Annotated in this window: 11 protein-coding genes, 1 tRNA gene and 4 pseudogenes; all 16 read right to left on the bottom strand. The window is 56.8% G+C overall.

Annotated features, from left to right (window positions below):
* A pseudogene (locus IOD17_RS19045) lies at nt 1-343 on the bottom strand (elongation factor Tu); the annotation flags it as partial.
* A 1-nt stretch (nt 344) separates the two neighbouring features.
* Nucleotides 345-782 (bottom strand): annotated as a pseudogene (locus IOD17_RS19050) (GTP-binding protein); the annotation flags it as partial.
* Between the two features lie 30 nt (nt 783-812).
* Nucleotides 813-2,942, bottom strand: coding sequence for an elongation factor G (gene fusA, locus IOD17_RS19055; protein WP_233686598.1), 2,130 nt, complete (start codon nt 2,940-2,942; stop codon nt 813-815).
* Nucleotides 2,943-2,972: 30 nt separating this feature from the next.
* A complete protein-coding gene (gene rpsG, locus IOD17_RS19060; protein ID WP_010490886.1) occupies nt 2,973-3,443 on the bottom strand; it encodes a 30S ribosomal protein S7 in 471 nt (156 codons plus the stop codon).
* Nucleotides 3,444-3,561: 118 nt separating this feature from the next.
* Nucleotides 3,562-3,933 (bottom strand): 30S ribosomal protein S12, encoded by a 372-nt coding sequence (gene rpsL / locus IOD17_RS19065; protein WP_003463319.1) that lies wholly within the window; start codon nt 3,931-3,933, stop codon nt 3,562-3,564.
* 151 nt (nt 3,934-4,084) lie between these two features.
* The gene (rpoC, locus tag IOD17_RS19070) at nt 4,085-8,284 is read right to left on the bottom strand and encodes a DNA-directed RNA polymerase subunit beta' (RefSeq protein ID WP_233686599.1); all 4,200 of its coding nucleotides are present in this window, start codon (nt 8,282-8,284) and stop codon (nt 4,085-4,087) included.
* A gap of 64 nt (nt 8,285-8,348) precedes the next feature.
* Complete coding sequence (gene rpoB / locus IOD17_RS19075; protein WP_233686600.1) at nt 8,349-12,422, bottom strand: DNA-directed RNA polymerase subunit beta; 4,074 nt, start codon at nt 12,420-12,422, stop codon at nt 8,349-8,351.
* A gap of 219 nt (nt 12,423-12,641) precedes the next feature.
* Nucleotides 12,642-13,007, bottom strand: a complete 366-nt coding sequence (gene rplL / locus IOD17_RS19080; protein WP_233686601.1) for a 50S ribosomal protein L7/L12 — start codon at nt 13,005-13,007, stop codon at nt 12,642-12,644.
* A 79-nt stretch (nt 13,008-13,086) separates the two neighbouring features.
* Nucleotides 13,087-13,587: a 50S ribosomal protein L10 gene (gene rplJ / locus IOD17_RS19085; protein ID WP_108489516.1), complete on the bottom strand. Its 501-nt coding sequence runs from the start codon at nt 13,585-13,587 to the stop codon at nt 13,087-13,089.
* Between the two features lie 197 nt (nt 13,588-13,784).
* Nucleotides 13,785-14,480: a 50S ribosomal protein L1 gene (rplA, locus tag IOD17_RS19090; RefSeq protein ID WP_233686602.1), complete on the bottom strand. Its 696-nt coding sequence runs from the start codon at nt 14,478-14,480 to the stop codon at nt 13,785-13,787.
* Nucleotides 14,480-14,911 carry a 50S ribosomal protein L11 gene (rplK, locus tag IOD17_RS19095; protein WP_108096542.1) on the bottom strand — a complete coding sequence of 144 codons (432 nt, stop codon included), beginning with the start codon at nt 14,909-14,911 and terminating at the stop codon, nt 14,480-14,482. Before rplK ends, rplA begins: the two co-directional genes overlap by 1 nt.
* A gap of 116 nt (nt 14,912-15,027) precedes the next feature.
* Nucleotides 15,028-15,561, bottom strand: coding sequence for a transcription termination/antitermination protein NusG (nusG, locus tag IOD17_RS19100; protein ID WP_108489519.1), 534 nt, complete (start codon nt 15,559-15,561; stop codon nt 15,028-15,030).
* Between the two features lie 9 nt (nt 15,562-15,570).
* The gene (gene secE / locus IOD17_RS19105) at nt 15,571-15,939 is read right to left on the bottom strand and encodes a preprotein translocase subunit SecE (protein WP_233686603.1); all 369 of its coding nucleotides are present in this window, start codon (nt 15,937-15,939) and stop codon (nt 15,571-15,573) included.
* 42 nt (nt 15,940-15,981) lie between these two features.
* Nucleotides 15,982-16,057: transfer RNA gene (locus IOD17_RS19110), tRNA-Trp, on the bottom strand.
* Nucleotides 16,058-16,110: 53 nt separating this feature from the next.
* A pseudogene (locus IOD17_RS19115) lies at nt 16,111-16,341 on the bottom strand (elongation factor Tu); the annotation flags it as partial.
* Between the two features lies 1 nt (nt 16,342).
* A pseudogene (locus tag IOD17_RS19120) lies at nt 16,343-16,661 on the bottom strand (EF-Tu/IF-2/RF-3 family GTPase); the annotation flags it as partial.

Raw genomic sequence — 16,661 nt, forward strand, 5'->3', positions numbered from 1 at the left:
CCGGTGCAGGTGGTCTTGGTGGTGTCACGCAGACCAACGATCTCGATTTCTTCCTGGATCTTGACGATACCGCGCTCGATACGGCCAGTTACCACAGTACCGCGACCGGAGATCGAGAACACGTCTTCGATCGGCATCAGGAACGGCTTGTCGATTGCACGAACCGGCTCTGGGATGTAGGTATCCAGAGTTTCCACCAGCTTCTTAACAGCGCTGGTGCCCATTTCGTTGGTGTCTTCACCGTTCAGCGCCATCAGCGCGGAGCCGATGATGATCGGAGTGTCGTCGCCCGGGAAATCGTAAGTGCTGAGCAGGTCACGCACTTCCATTTCAACCAGCTCCANCAGCTCAGCGTCGTCAACCATGTCAGCCTTGTTCAGGAAGACAACGATGTACGGAACGCCTACCTGACGGGACAGCAGGATGTGCTCGCGAGTTTGCGGCATCGGACCATCAGCGGCCGAGCAAACCAGGATAGCGCCGTCCATCTGGGCAGCACCGGTGATCATGTTCTTCACATAGTCGGCGTGACCCGGGCAGTCAACGTGCGCGTAGTGACGAATGTTGGAATCGTACTCTACGTGCGCAGTGTTGATGGTGATACCACGAGCTTTCTCTTCCGGGGCGCTGTCGATCTTGTCGAAGTCAACACGAGCCGAACCGAATACTTCGGAACAGACGCGAGTCAGAGCAGCAGTCAGAGTGGTTTTACCGTGGTCAACGTGACCGATGGTGCCTACGTTGACGTGCGGTTTGTTACGTTCAAATTTTTCTTTAGCCACGACAATTAACTCCTTGCCTAAAGGGCTGAATCAGCCTTGTTTTTTAACCAGAGCTTCGACGATGTTCGCCGGAGCTTCGGAGTATTTGGAGAATTCCATGGAGTAGCTTGCGCGACCCTGAGACATGGAACGGACGTCGGTCGCGTAACCGAACATCTCACCCAGCGGAACCTCAGCACGGATCACTTTGCCCGATACCGAATCTTCCATACCCTGGATCAGACCACGACGACGGTTCAGGTCACCCATCACGTCACCCATGTAGTCCTCAGGGGTTACTACTTCCACCTTCATGATCGGCTCAAGCACAACACCGCCACCCTTCTGGGCCAGCTGCTTGGTCGCCATGGAAGCCGCTACCTTGAACGCCATCTCGTTGGAGTCGACGTCGTGGTAGGAACCATCGAACACGGTTGCCTTCAGGCCGATCAGCGGATAGCCGGCAACAACGCCGTTCTTCATCTGCTCTTCGATACCCTTCTGGATCGCCGGGATGTATTCCTTCGGAACCACACCACCTACGACTTCGTTGACGAAAACCAGACCTTCCTGACCTTCATCAGCAGGCGCGAAGCGAATCCAGCAATGACCGAACTGGCCACGACCACCGGATTGACGCACGAACTTGCCTTCGATTTCGCAGTTCTTGGTGATTTTCTCGCGGTAGGAAACCTGAGGCTTACCAATGTTGGCCTCAACGTTGAACTCGCGCTTCATGCGGTCAACGAGGATATCCAGGTGCAGCTCACCCATACCGGAGATGATGGTCTGACCGGTTTCTTCGTCAGTTTTGACGCGGAACGACGGGTCTTCCTGAGCCAGCTTGCCCAGAGCAATACCCATCTTCTCCTGGTCAGCCTTGGTTTTCGGCTCTACAGCCACCGAAATTACCGGCTCCGGGAAGTCCATACGCTCAAGGATGATCGGCTTCTCGATCGAGCACAGGGTGTCACCAGTGGTGACGTCCTTCATGCCAATCAGAGCAGCGATATCGCCTGCACGTACTTCTTTGATTTCATCACGCTGGTTGGCGTGCATCTGCACCATACGACCAACGCGCTCTTTCTTGCCCTTGACCGAATTGATCACTGAGTCACCGGAGCTCAGGAAGCCCGAGTAAACGCGAACGAAGGTCAGCGTACCGACGAATGGGTCGGTGGCAATTTTGAAGGCCAGAGCGGAGAACGGCTCTGCGTCATCAGCATGACGCTCATCGTAGTCAGCATCGACCAGCGTATCTTTCGGCTTGTCAATGATGTCCGGATGAATACCTTTGATCGCAGGGATCTCGGTCGGAGCCGGGAGGAAGTCGATAACAGCATCGAGAACCAGGGGAACACCCTTGTTCTTGAACGACGAACCGCAGACAGCCGGAACGATCTCGCTGGCCAAGGTGCGCGCACGCAGGCCGGCCTTGATCTCTTCGACAGTCAGCTCACCTTCTTCAAGGTATTTGTTCATCAGCTCTTCGCTGGCTTCGGCAGCAGCCTCAACCATGTTGGAGCGCCACTCTTCAGCCAACTCCAGCATATCTGCAGGAATTTCTTCCTCGCGATACGTGGTGCCTTTGTCGTCATCGTTCCAGTAGATAGCCTTCATCTTGATCAGATCGATCTGACCTTCGAAGTTCTCTTCCGCACCGATAGCCAACTGAACTGGAACCGGGGTGTGACCCAGGCGGTTCTTGATCTGGCCGATTACGCGCAGGAAGTTGGCGCCCGCACGGTCCATCTTGTTCACGTAAACAACACGTGGAACGCCGTACTTGTTGGCTTGACGCCATACGGTTTCGGACTGCGGCTCAACGCCGGAAGTACCACAGAACACTACAACAGCGCCGTCGAGTACACGCAGCGAACGCTCTACTTCGATGGTGAAGTCTACGTGTCCGGGGGTATCGATAACGTTTACGCGGTAGTTGTCATACTGACCACGCGAACCTTTCCAGAAGGTGGTTACAGCAGCGGAGGTAATGGTGATACCACGCTCCTGCTCCTGCACCATCCAGTCGGTCGTTGCCGCGCCGTCATGCACCTCACCCATCTTGTGGCTGAGACCTGTGTAGAACAGGATCCGCTCGGTAGTGGTGGTCTTGCCCGCATCAACGTGCGCACAGATACCAATATTACGGTAGCGGTTAATCGGTGTAGTACGAGCCATAAAGCCCTCGCAAATATTGAGATGCCAGATTTAGAAGCGGTAGTGCGAGAAAGCCTTGTTGGCTTCTGCCATGCGGTGCACGTCTTCACGCTTCTTAACTGCAGCACCTTTGCCTTCTGCAGCATCCAACAGCTCGCCCGCCAAACGCAGGGCCATGGATTTCTCGCCACGCTTACGGGCGAAATCTACCAGCCAGCGCATGGCAAGAGCGTTACGACGGGACGGACGAACTTCGACCGGAACCTGGTAAGTAGCACCGCCTACACGGCGCGACTTCACTTCGACCAGCGGAGCGATGGCGTCGAGAGCTTTCTCGAAGATTTCCAGGGGATCGCTGTTCTTACGCTCTTTAACCTTGTCCAGGGCGCCATAAACGATACGCTCGGCAACGGCTTTCTTGCCGCTTTCCATTACGTGGTTCATGAACTTGGCCAGGATTTGGCTTCCGTATTTTGGATCGTCAAGCACTTCGCGCTTGGCTGCTACACGACGTCTTGGCATTTGATAAGCCCTCAAACGGTCTTCAGGTTAGCCCGGGACTGCACCCCGAGGTGGATGCCCGACCTTACTCTTATCGACTCAGAAAAATAGAAACTCGCAATTCAGTACAGCGCGCCGATTACTTCGGACGCTTGGTACCGTACTTCGAACGACCCTGCTTACGGTCTTTAACGCCGGAGGTATCCAGCGAACCGCGCACGGTGTGGTAACGCACACCTGGCAAGTCTTTTACACGGCCGCCGCGAATCAGAACGACGCTGTGCTCTTGCAGGTTGTGGCCTTCACCGCCGATGTACGAGGAAACCTCGAAACCGTTGGTCAGACGCACACGGCAAACTTTACGCAGTGCCGAGTTAGGTTTTTTCGGCGTAGTGGTATACACGCGAGTGCACACACCACGACGCTGCGGGCAGTTCTGCAGCGCAGGTACGTCGGATTTCTCGACGATACGCTTACGCGGCTGACGTACCAGCTGGTTGATAGTTGCCATCTTAAGCTCCACTGTTGTCTTGCGACGCTATTGCCCTACAAACAAAATGGCAGAGCACGTGCCCTGCCAAATTTAGGGGTGCATGAGTCTAAAGAGACTCACCGCCCCAGTCAAGACAAAGCCCCGCTAGCGAACTAGCGGGGCTTTGTACTTAATTACCGCTGGAGTTCAGCGCTTCGGTCAGTGCGGCTTCCACTTCACTGGCGCTGACGCGTACTGGCTGAGCCGCTTCACGCTTGCGCTTGCGCTCGCTGTGATAGGCCAGACCGGTACCGGCCGGGATCAGACGACCCACGACCACGTTTTCTTTCAGACCACGCAGGTAGTCACGCTTGCCAGTAACCGCCGCCTCGGTGAGAACGCGAGTGGTTTCCTGGAAGGAGGCCGCCGAGATAAACGACTCGGTGGACAGCGACGCCTTGGTGATACCCAGCAACACGCGGGTGTACTTGGCGACGAACTTGTCTTCTGCAGCCAGACGCTCGTTTTCACCCAGTACCGCGGTCAGCTCCATCTGGTCACCCTTGATGAAGCTGGAGTCGCCCGACTCAGCCACTTCGACCTTGCGCAGCATCTGGCGCAGGATAGTCTCGATGTGCTTGTCGTTGATCTTCACGCCCTGCAGGCGGTACACGTCCTGGATCTCGTTGACGATGTACTTGGCCAGCGCGCTGACACCCAGCAGACGCAGGATATCGTGCGGATCACTCGGACCGTCGGAGATCACCTCACCCTTGTTGACCTGCTCACCTTCGAACACGTTCAGGTGACGCCATTTCGGGATCAGCTCTTCGTACGGATCACTGCCATCGGTCGGCGTGATAACCAGACGGCGCTTGCCTTTGGTCTCTTTACCAAACGAGATGGTGCCGCTGATCTCGGCGAGGATCGACGCTTCTTTCGGGCGACGGGCTTCGAACAGGTCAGCAACACGCGGCAGACCACCGGTGATGTCACGGGTCTTCGAGGTCTCTTGCGGGATACGGGCGATAACATCACCCACGCCCACCTGAGCACCGTTCGCCACACCCACCAGGGCGTTCGCCGGCAGGAAGTATTGAGCCGGTACGTCGGTACCTGGCAGCAGCAGATCCTTACCATCTTCACCCACCATCTTAACGGCAGGGCGAATTTCCTTGCCGGCAGCCGGACGATCCTTCGGATCGAGGACTTCGATGTTGGTCAGACCGGTCAGTTCGTCGGTCTGGCGCTTGATGGTGATGCCTTCTTCCATGCCCACATAGGTCACGGTACCTTTCATTTCGGTAACGATCGGGTGGGTGTGCGGGTCCCACTTGGCAACGATTGCGCCAGCGTCGACCTTGTCGCCTTCCTTCACGGAGATAACAGCACCGTACGGCAGCTTGTAGCGCTCACGCTCACGACCGAACTCGTCGGCAATCGCCAACTCGCCGGAACGCGACACTGCAACCAGGTTGCCGTCCAGACGCTCAACGTGCTTGAGGTTGTGCAGACGTACCGCACCGCCGTTCTTCACTTGTACGCTGTCAGCCGCCGAGGTCCGGCTGGCCGCACCACCGATGTGGAACGTACGCATGGTCAGCTGGGTACCCGGCTCACCGATCGACTGAGCAGCGATAACGCCGACTGCTTCACCGATGTTGATCTGATGACCGCGAGCCAGGTCGCGACCGTAGCACTTGGCGCAGATGCCGTAACGGGTTTCGCAGGTGATTGGCGAGCGTACAACCACTTCGTCGATGCTGTTGCGCTCGATGAACTCAACCCACTGCTCGTCAACCAGGGTACCGGCCGGAACGATAATTTCATCGCTGCCTGGCTTCGGTACATCCTTGGCGATCACACGACCCAATACGCGCTCACCCAGCGGCTCTACAACGTCACCGCCTTCAATGTGCGGGGTCATCAGCAGGCCATGCTCGGTACCGCAATCGATTGCAGTCACGACCAGATCCTGGGCCACGTCTACCAGACGACGAGTCAGGTAACCGGAGTTCGCGGTCTTCAGTGCGGTATCCGCCAGACCTTTACGAGCACCGTGAGTGGAGATGAAGTACTGCAGAACCGACAGACCTTCGCGGAAGTTCGCGGTGATCGGCGTTTCAATGATGGAGCCGTCCGGCTTGGCCATCAGGCCACGCATACCGGCCAGCTGACGGATCTGCGCAGCAGAACCCCGCGCACCAGAGTCGGCCATCATGTACATGGAGTTGAACGATTCCTGCTCAACGGTCTTGCCTTCGCGATCGACAACCGGCTCTTTCGAGAGGTTGGCCATCATCGCCTTGGAGACTTCGTCGTTGGCCTTGGACCAGAGATCGATCACCTTGTTGTACTTCTCGCCCTGGGTAACCAGGCCGGAGGCGTACTGCGATTCGATTTCCTTCACTTCCTCGGTAGCCGCGTCGATGATGCGCGCCTTCTCATCCGGGATAACGAAGTCGTTCACGCCGATCGACACACCAGAGATGGTCGAGTAAGCGAAACCCGTGTACATCAGCTGGTCGGCGAAGATCACGGTGTCCTTCAGACCCACAGTGCGGTAGCACTGGTTGATCAGCTTGGAGATCGCCTTCTTCTTCATCGACTGGTTGACCACGTCGTAGGACAGGCCGGCCGGTACGATCTGGAACAGCAGCGCACGACCGACAGTGGTGTCGACGATGCGAGTGTTCTTGGTGATCGAACCATCTTTCTCTTTGATGGTTTCGTTGATACGCACTTTCACGCGGGCATGCAGGGACGCTTCGCCGGCACGGAATACGCGGTCGACTTCCTGCAGATCGGCGAATACGCGACCTTCACCCTTGGCGTTCACCGCTTCACGGGTCATGTAGTACAGACCCAGTACCACGTCCTGCGACGGAACGATGATCGGCTCACCGTTGGCGGGCGAGAGGATGTTGTTGGTCGACATCATCAGCGCGCGCGCTTCCAGCTGGGCTTCCAGCGTCAGCGGCACGTGAACGGCCATCTGGTCACCGTCGAAGTCGGCGTTGTACGCGGCGCAGACCAGCGGGTGCAGCTGAATCGCTTTACCTTCGATCAGTACTGGTTCGAACGCCTGGATGCCCAGACGGTGAAGGGTTGGCGCACGGTTGAGCAGCACGGGGTGTTCGCGAATCACTTCGGCGAGAACGTCCCAAACCTCTGGCAGCTCACGCTCGACCATCTTCTTGGCAGCCTTGATGGTGGTCGCCAGACCACGCATTTCCAGCTTGCCGAAAATGAACGGCTTGAACAGCTCGAGAGCCATCTTCTTCGGCAGACCGCACTGGTGCAGGCGCAGGGTCGGGCCTACGGTAATAACGGAACGACCGGAGTAGTCCACGCGCTTACCGAGCAGGTTCTGACGGAAGCGACCTTGCTTACCTTTGATCATGTCAGCCAGCGACTTCAGCGGACGCTTGTTCGAGCCAGTGATGGCGCGACCGCGACGGCCGTTGTCGAGCAGGGCGTCGACCGCTTCCTGCAGCATGCGCTTTTCGTTGCGCACGATGATGTCCGGCGCGGACAGATCGAGCAGGCGCTTCAGACGGTTGTTACGGTTGATCACACGGCGATACAGATCGTTCAGATCCGAAGTCGCGAAGCGGCCACCGTCGAGCGGAACCAGCGGACGCAGATCTGGCGGCAGAACCGGCAGAACGGTCAACACCATCCACTCAGGCAGGTTGCCGGAGCCGAGGAAGGCTTCCATCAGTTTCAGACGCTTGGACAGCTTCTTGATCTTGGTTTCCGAGTTGGTTTGTGGAATCTCTTCGCGCAGACGGCCAATCTCGTGCTCCAGGTCGATCGCGTGCAGCAGCTCGCGGACGGCTTCAGCCCCCATGCGGGCGTCGAAGTCATCACCGAACTCTTCGAGGGCTTCGAAGTACTGCTCGTCGTTCAGCAGCTGGCCTTTTTCCAGGGTGGTCATGCCCGGGTCGATAACGACATAGCTCTCAAAATAGAGCACGCGTTCGATATCACGCAGGGTCATGTCCATCAGCAAACCGATACGGCTCGGCAGCGATTTCAGGAACCAGATGTGGGCAACCGGCGAAGCCAGTTCGATGTGCGCCATGCGCTCACGACGAACCTTGGCCAGGGCCACTTCAACGCCGCACTTCTCGCAGATCACGCCGCGATGCTTCAAGCGCTTGTACTTACCGCACAGGCACTCGTAATCCTTTACCGGGCCAAAGATCTTGGCGCAGAACAGGCCGTCACGCTCAGGTTTGAACGTACGGTAGTTGATGGTTTCCGGTTTTTTAACTTCACCGAACGACCACGAACGGATCATCTCAGGCGAAGCAAGACCGATGCGAATGGCATCGAACTCTTCGACTTGACCCTGGTTTTTCAGCAAATTCAGTAGGTCTTTCAAGGCCTTTCCTCCTGGCGGAGCAGAGAGCGGGCTAGGCAGCCCCGCTCTCGATTCGCGTCACGTGTTATTCGGTTTCCAGATCGATGTCGATACCCAGCGAACGGATCTCTTTGATCAGTACGTTGAAGGACTCGGGCATGCCCGGCTCCATACGGTGATCACCGTCCACGATGTTTTTGTACATCTTGGTACGGCCGTTCACGTCGTCCGACTTCACGGTCAGCATTTCCTGCAGGGTGTAGGCGGCGCCGTAGGCTTCCAGTGCCCAGACCTCCATCTCACCGAAGCGCTGACCACCGAACTGCGCCTTACCACCCAGCGGCTGCTGGGTAACCAGGCTGTAGGAACCCGTGGAACGCGCGTGCATCTTGTCGTCCACCAGGTGGTTCAGTTTCAGCATGTACATGTAGCCAACGGTGGTCGGACGCTCGAACTGGTTACCAGTCCGGCCATCGATCAGGCGCATCTGGCCGCTTTCTGGCAGGTCTGCCAGTTTCAGCATGGCCTTGATTTCGCTTTCCTTGGCACCGTCGAACACCGGGGTGGCCATCGGCACACCGCCTTTGAGGTTGTTCGCCAGCTTGAGGATTTCCTGATCGCTCAGCTCATCCAGGCTTTCCTGACGACCGCCGATCTCGTTGTAGATCTGCTGCATGAACTTACGCAGCTCGGCGACCTTGCGCTGCTCTTCGAGCATGCGGTTGATCTTCTCGCCCAGACCTTTGGCCGCGAGGCCCAGGTGGGTTTCGAGGATCTGCCCGACGTTCATACGCGACGGTACGCCCAGCGGGTTCAGTACGATGTCCACTGGCGTGCCGTGGATGTCGTGCGGCATGTCTTCGACCGGCATGATTACCGAGACCACACCCTTGTTACCGTGACGACCGGCCATCTTGTCGCCCGGCTGGATGCGACGACGGATTGCCAGGTAAACCTTGACGATCTTCAGCACGCCTGGAGCCAGGTCATCGCCTTGCTGCAGCTTGCGCTTCTTGTCTTCGAACTTGTCGTCGAGCAGCTGACGGCGGTCGGAGATGTAGGCCTGGGCCTTTTCCAACTGCTCGTTCAGCGCATCGTCCGCCATGCGCAGTTTGAACCACTGGCCGCGCTCGAGGCCGTCGAGGAACTCGTCGGTGACTTCTGCGCCCTTCTTCAGTCCAGCGCCGCCTTCGGCTTTCTTGCCAACCAGAGCAGAACGCAGACGCTCGAAGGTTGCGCCTTCAACGATGCGGAACTCTTCGTTGAGGTCCTTGCGGATCTCGTCGAGCTGGCTCTTCTCGATCGACAGGGCACGCGCATCGCGCTCCACACCATCACGAGTGAAGACCTGAACATCGATAACGGTACCTTTGGTGCCAGTCGGCACACGCAGGGAGGTGTCTTTAACGTCAGACGCCTTCTCACCGAAGATCGCACGCAGCAGCTTCTCTTCCGGAGTCAGCTGGGTTTCGCCTTTCGGCGTGACCTTGCCAACCAGAATGTCGCCTGGGCCGACTTCAGCACCGACATACACGATGCCTGCTTCGTCCAGCTTGTTCAGCGCCGACTCACCGACGTTCGGGATGTCGGAAGTGATTTCTTCCGAACCGAGCTTGGTGTCACGCGCCACACAGGTCAGTTCCTGAATGTGGATGGTGGTGAAACGATCTTCTTGCACCACGCGCTCGGAGAGGCAGATGGAGTCTTCGAAGTTGAAACCGTTCCACGGCATGAACGCCACGCGCATGTTCTGACCCAGCGCCAGTTCACCCATGTCGGTGGACGGGCCGTCGGCCAGGATGTCGCTGCGCTCAACCTTGTCACCTTTGCTCACCAGCGGGCGCTGGTTGATGCAGGTGTTCTGGTTAGAGCGGGTGTACTTGGTCAGGTTGTAGATGTCGACACCGGCTTCGCCAGTTTCGACTTCGTCATCATTAACGCGAACCACGATACGGCTGGCATCGACCGAGTCGATCACGCCACCGCGACGGGCCACCACGCAAACGCCGGAGTCGCGCGCTACGTTACGCTCCATGCCGGTACCTACCAGCGGCTTGTCGGCGCGCAGGGTCGGTACAGCCTGACGCTGCATGTTCGAACCCATCAACGCGCGGTTGGCGTCGTCGTGCTCGAGGAACGGAATCAACGAAGCGGCAACCGAAACTACCTGCTTCGGCGACACGTCCATCAGGGTGACGTCTTCCGGCGCCTTGACGGTGAATTCGTTGAGGTGACGTACAGCTACCAGTTCATCGACCAGCTGACCTTTGTCGTTCATGGTCGCCGAAGCCTGGGCGATCACGTGATCGGCCTCTTCAATGGCGGACAGGAAGACGATCTCGTCGGTGACCAGGGTGTCCTTCACCACACGGTACGGGCTTTCCAGGAAGCCGTACTGGTTGGTGCGGGCATAGGCCGCCAGGGAGTTGATCAGACCGATGTTCGGACCTTCAGGGGTTTCGATCGGGCATACACGGCCGTAGTGGGTCGGGTGTACGTCACGGACTTCGAAGCCGGCGCGCTCACGGGTCAGACCGCCTGGGCCAAGAGCCGAAACACGGCGCTTGTGGGTGATCTCGGACAGCGGGTTGTTCTGGTCCATGAACTGCGAAAGCTGGCTGGAGCCGAAGAACTCTTTCACCGCCGCCGCAACCGGCTTGGCGTTGATCAGATCCTGCGGCATCAGGCCTTCGCTTTCGGCCATCGACAGACGCTCTTTGACCGCACGCTCGACACGCACCAGGCCAACGCGGAACTGGTTCTCGGCCATTTCGCCTACGCAGCGAACACGACGGTTACCCAGGTGGTCGATGTCGTCGACAATGCCTTTACCGTTACGGATATCAACGAGGGTCTTGAGCACCTCGACGATGTCTTCCTTGCTCAGCACGCCCGAACCTTCGATCTCGGTGCGACCGATACGACGGTTGAACTTCATGCGGCCAACGGCCGACAGGTCGTAACGCTCGGCGCTGAAGAACAGGTTGTTGAACAGGGTCTCGGCAGCATCCTTGGTTGGCGGCTCGCCAGGACGCATCATGCGATAGATCTCGACCAGCGCTTCCAACTGATTGGTAGTGCTGTCGATCTTCAGGGTGTCGGAGATGAACGGACCGCAGTCGATATCGTTGGTGTACAGCGTTTCGATGCGCACAACCTGAGCCTTGACCACTTTGGCCAGGATCTCGACGTTCAACTCGGTGTTGCATTCGGCGATGATTTCGCCGGTAGCCGGGTGCACGATGGCCTTGGCCGTGGTGCGACCGATCAGGTAGTCGATCGGAACTTCCAGCTCTTTGATGCCAGCCTTGTCCAGCTGGTTGATATGACGCGCGGTAATCCGGCGGCCCTGCTCAACGATGACCTTGCCTTTCTCGTCCTTGATGTCGAGAACAGCAACTTCACCACGCAGACGCTGCGGTACCAGTTCCAGATTCAGGGACTCACCCTTCACATGGAATACGTTGGTCGCATAGAAAGCATCCAGCACTTCTTCAGTGCTGTAGCCCAGCGCGCGCAGCAGGACGGACGCCGGCAGTTTGCGGCGACGGTCAATACGCACGAATACCGCGTCCTTCGGGTCGAACTCGAAGTCCAGCCAGGAGCCGCGGTAAGGAATGATGCGCGCCGAGTACAGCAGCTTGCCCGAGCTGTGAGTCTTGCCACGGTCGTGGTCGAAGAACACGCCTGGGGAACGGTGCAGCTGGGACACGATAACGCGCTCGGTACCGTTGATAACGAAGGTACCGTTCTCGGTCATGAGCGGAATTTCGCCCATGTACACTTCTTGCTCTTTGATGTCCTTGATCGCTTTGTTCGACGACTCTTTGTCGAAAATGATCAGACGGACTTTGACTCGCAGCGGCACGGCGAAAGTAACGCCACGCAGTACGCATTCTTTGACATCAAAAGCCGGCTCGCCCAGGCGATAACCGACATACTCCAGAGCAGCATTGCCGGAATAGCTGATAATCGGGAAAACAGACTTGAAGGCCGCATGCAGGCCAATGTCGCGGAACTGGTCCTTGGTCGCTCCTGCCTGCAGGAATTCGCGATACGAATCCAGCTGGATGGCCAGGAGATACGGCACATCCATGACATCCGGCAACTTGCTAAAGTCCTTGCGGATACGTTTTTTCTCAGTGTATGAGTAAGCCATCAGCGTTCCCCAGCTTGGTCACCTGCTTATTTGGCCCCTCCGAAGGGAGTTGCCAGAAACTCTTGCAAACCCTAGGTTTGCGCCGCCACTTCGGGCGGGGTTTTCGCGCCCCAGGCCGGCCAATGATTCGCCGACCTAGAACGGAAAAAGGCCGGTGGCAAAAGCCACCAGCCATCAGCCTTTCGCTCAACGCTTGGGCTGTAGACGCAAGGTCGTCGCTTACTTGAGCTCGACTTTGGCGCCAGCTTCTTCCAAAGCAGCTTTAGCTTTATCAGCAGCGTCTTTAGCAACACCTTCCAGAACCATGCCTGGAGCGCCGTCAACGACAGCCTTGGCTTCTTTCAGGCCCAGACCGGTCAGTTCACGAACAGCCTTGATCACGTTAACTTTCTTCTCGCCAGCGTCGGCCAGGATAACGTTGAACTCGGTTTGCTCTTCAACAACAGCGGCAGCAACAGCTGGGCCAGCAGCGGCAACAGCAGCGGTAACGCCGAAGGTTTCTTCCATTGCTTTGATCAGTTCAACAACTTCCAGAACGGTTTTCTGGCCGATTGCTTCGATGATTTGTTCGTTAGTCAGAGACATGACTTTAAATCCTGTATTGGGGTGACAGCCTACGCAGCCATCAAATTAAACATATGATTTTGAAAGAAACTACGCAGCCTTAGGCAGCGGAAGCTTCTTTCTGGTCGCGAATGGCCGCCAGAGTACGAGCCAGCTTGCTGGTAGCGCCTTGAATCACGCTCATCAGTCGAGCAATAGCTTCGTCGCGAGTTGGCAGCGAAGCCAACACATCGATCTCGTTTGCTGCGAGGAACTTGCCCTCGAACGCAGCTGCCTTGATCTCGAACTTGTCCTGACCCTTGGCGAACTCTTTGAAAATACGAGCAGCAGCGCCCGGATGTTCCTTGGAGAATGCAATCAGGGTCGGGCCTTTGAACACGTCGTTGAGAACCGAATACTCGGTGCCTTCAACGGCGCGCTTGAGCAGGGTATTACGTACAACACGTACGTATACGCCAGCCTCGCGGGCCTCTTTACGGAGTCCGGTCATAGCGCCTACTGTCACACCACGGGCATCAGCCACGACAGCGGACAGGGCACCTTTGGCAGCCTCGTTGACTTCAGCGACGATGGCCTTCTTGTCTTCGAGTTTAATTGCCACGGGTTTAACTCCTGCTTGTTACCGTTTCATCCGCCCGAAGGTGGATGTCGTTTTGGTGTCTGATTCGGTAAGAATCGGGAGCACCATCTGCGTAGGCTGTTGGTTTAAGGCTTGCGCCACCTACGGTCTTGGATAGCCCCCGCAAAGCAGGGACCCCAAACCTTCAAAGCGACGCAATCAGTGCGCCGCCTCATTTATTACGCGTCCAGCGAGCTCTGGTCGATGATCAGACCTGGGCCCATAGTGGTGCTCAGGGTAACGCGCTTGACGTAGACACCTTTCGAGGTCGACGGCTTCAGGCGCTTCAGATCAGCGATCAGGGCTTCAACGTTCTGCTTCAGCTTCTCGGCGTCAAAACCGACCTTGCCGACGGAACCGTGGATGATGCCGTTCTTGTCAGTACGGAAACGCACTTGACCAGCTTTGGCATTCTTCACAGCGGTAGCGACGTCAGGAGTCACGGTACCGACTTTCGGGTTAGGCATCAGGCCGCGCGGACCGAGCACTTGACCCAGTTGACCAACAACGCGCATTGCATCCGGGGAAGCAATAACTACGTCATAGTTCAGGTCGCCGCCTTTCATTTCAGCTGCCAGCTCGTCCATGCCTACGCGGTCAGCGCCGGCAGCCAGAGCGGCTTCAGCAGCTGGACCCTGGGTGAACACAGCAACGCGTACGGTTTTACCCGAGCCGTTCGGCAGAACGGTGGCGCCACGAACAACCTGGTCGGATTTACGCGGGTCAACACCGAGGTTGACGGCAATATCTACGGACTCAGAAAACTTTACTGCCGACAGCTCAGCCAGCAGAGCAGCCGCTTCAACGAAGTTATAAGCCTTGCCAGCTTCAACCTTCTCAGCGATTGCCTTTTGACGCTTGGTCAACTTAGCCATTACACACCCTCCACGTTGAGGCCCATGCTACGAGCGGAGCCGGCGATAGTACGCACAGCTGCATCCATATCAGCGGCAGTCAGATCAGCCTGCTTGGTTTTGGCGATCTCTTCCAGCTGAGCACGAGTCACAGTGCCAACCTTGACGCTGTTCGGACGAGCCGAACCGCTGGTCAGGCCAGCAGCCTTCTTCAGCAGAACTGAAGCAGGGGTGCTTTTGGTTTCAAAAGTGAAGCTACGGTCGCTGTAAACAGTGATGATCACTGGAGTCGGCAGACCGGGTTCCATGCCCTGAGTCTTGGCGTTGAACGCCTTGCAGAATTCCATGATGTTCACGCCGTGCTGACCCAGAGCAGGGCCGACGGGTGGCGACGGGTTGGCTTGTGCAGCCTTTACTTGCAGCTTGATATAAGCCGTAATTTTCTTAGCCATGAGCTACTCCAGTTTTGGGTTCTAGCGCCTTACGGCTCCCCAGTTATTACCTATTTATCCCAGTGACGACAAAACCCCGCAGCCCAGGGCTGCGGGGTAAGGGATGCTTGTGTCAGTTATGCCTTTTCGACCTGACTGAACTCCAGCTCGACCGGCGTAGAGCGACCGAAGATGGTCACCGCAACCTGAATTCGGCTCTTCTCGTAGTTCACTTCTTCAACCACACCGCTGAAATCAGCAAACGGACCATCAGTCACGCGCACCATTTCACCCGGCTCAAACAGTGTTTTTGGCTTAGGCTTGTCACCGCTATCAGCAACACGACGCAGGATGGCATCAGCTTCTTTTTCAGTAATGGGCGCAGGCTTGTCAGCTGTACCACCGATGAAGCCCATCACGCGAGGGGTGTCCTTGATCAAGTGCCAAGTCGCCTCGCTCATTTCCATCTGCACCAGGACATAACCTGGGAAAAACTTACGCTCGCTCTTGCGCTTCTGGCCATTACGCATCTCTACCACTTCTTCGGTAGGGACCAAAATTTCACCAAAAACATCTTCCATACCAGCAAGCTTTACACGCTCGATCAGCGAGCGCATAACATGCTTCTCGTAACCCGAGTAAGCATGCACAACGTACCAACGCTTAGCCACGGGACACCTTTAACCGACAATCAACGAAACAAGCCAACCAAGCAGGGAGTCTAAGCCCCACAACAGCAACGCCATTACCAAAACAACAGCCACAACAATCAGAGTTGTCTGCGTGGTTTCCTGGCGAGTTGGCCAAACGACTTTACGAATCTCAACGCGAGCTTCTTTTGCCAGCACCCAGAAGGCTTGACCCTTCGAGGTTTGCAGAGCAATCACACCAGCCACTACGGCAATAACCAAGAGAGCTAGAACGCGATACAGAATTGGCTCAGCAGAGAAATACTGATTACCAACCACGCCAACAACTACCAGAGCTGCAACAGCCAGCCACTTAAGTAGATCAAAGCGGGATTCTTTGGCCTCAGCCTTAACATTCATCTACTAATATCCTGTAAAAAGACGCGCCAAATTCTAGGAAAATGGCAGGTCAGGAGGGAATCGAACCCCCAACCTACGGTTTTGGAGACCGTCGCTCTGCCAATTGAGCTACTGACCTAAAACAGAATCAGGCCGACCATTATGCCGGCCCGAACAAAGCAGATCAATCGATTAAGCGATGATCTTTGCAACTACGCCGGCGCCGACGGTACGACCGCCTTCACGAATGGCAAAACGCAGACCTTCTTCCATTGCGATGGTCTTGATCAGGGTAACGGTCATTTGCACGTTATCACCTGGCATTACCATCTCAACGCCTTCCGGCAGTTCGCAGTTACCGGTTACGTCAGTAGTACGGAAGTAGAACTGAGGACGGTAGCCTTTGAAGAACGGAGTGTGACGNCGACCGCCTTCTTCTTTGCTCAACACATACACTTCTGCAGTGAAGGTGGTGTGCGGCTTGACCGAACCCGGCTTGACCAGAACCTGACCACGCTCAACGTCGTCACGCTTGGTGCCGCGCAGCAGAACGCCGCAGTTCTCGCCAGCACGACCTTCGTCGAGCAGCTTGCGGAACATTTCAACGCCGGTGCAGGTGGTCTTGGTGGTGTCACGCAGACCAACGATCTCGATTTCTTCCTGGATCTTGACGATACCGCGCTCGATACGGCCAGTTACCACAGTACCGCGACCGGAGATCGAGAACACGTCTTCGATCGGCA

Source organism: Pseudomonas anguilliseptica (genome assembly GCF_021375795.1).
GTDB classification, from domain to species: Bacteria; Pseudomonadota; Gammaproteobacteria; order Pseudomonadales; family Pseudomonadaceae; genus Aquipseudomonas; species Aquipseudomonas anguilliseptica_A.

Bases quoted from the DNA above. Each gene is read 5' to 3' on its own strand.
- rplK (WP_108096542.1), bottom strand. From the start codon at position 14,911: ATGGCTAAGAAAATTACGGCTTATATCAAGCTGCAAGTAAAGGCTGCA.
- rplL (WP_233686601.1), bottom strand. From the start codon at position 13,007: ATGTCTCTGACTAACGAACAAATCATCGAAGCAATCGGCCAGAAAACC.
- rpsL (WP_003463319.1), bottom strand. From the start codon at position 3,933: ATGGCAACTATCAACCAGCTGGTACGTCAGCCGCGTAAGCGTATCGTC.
- secE (WP_233686603.1), bottom strand. From the start codon at position 15,939: ATGAATGTTAAGGCTGAGGCCAAAGAATCCCGCTTTGATCTACTTAAG.
- rpsG (WP_010490886.1), bottom strand. From the start codon at position 3,443: ATGCCAAGACGTCGTGTAGCAGCCAAGCGCGAAGTGCTTGACGATCCA.
- fusA (WP_233686598.1), bottom strand. From the start codon at position 2,942: ATGGCTCGTACTACACCGATTAACCGCTACCGTAATATTGGTATCTGT.
- rpoB (WP_233686600.1), bottom strand. From the start codon at position 12,422: ATGGCTTACTCATACACTGAGAAAAAACGTATCCGCAAGGACTTTAGC.
- rplA (WP_233686602.1), bottom strand. From the start codon at position 14,480: ATGGCTAAGTTGACCAAGCGTCAAAAGGCAATCGCTGAGAAGGTTGAA.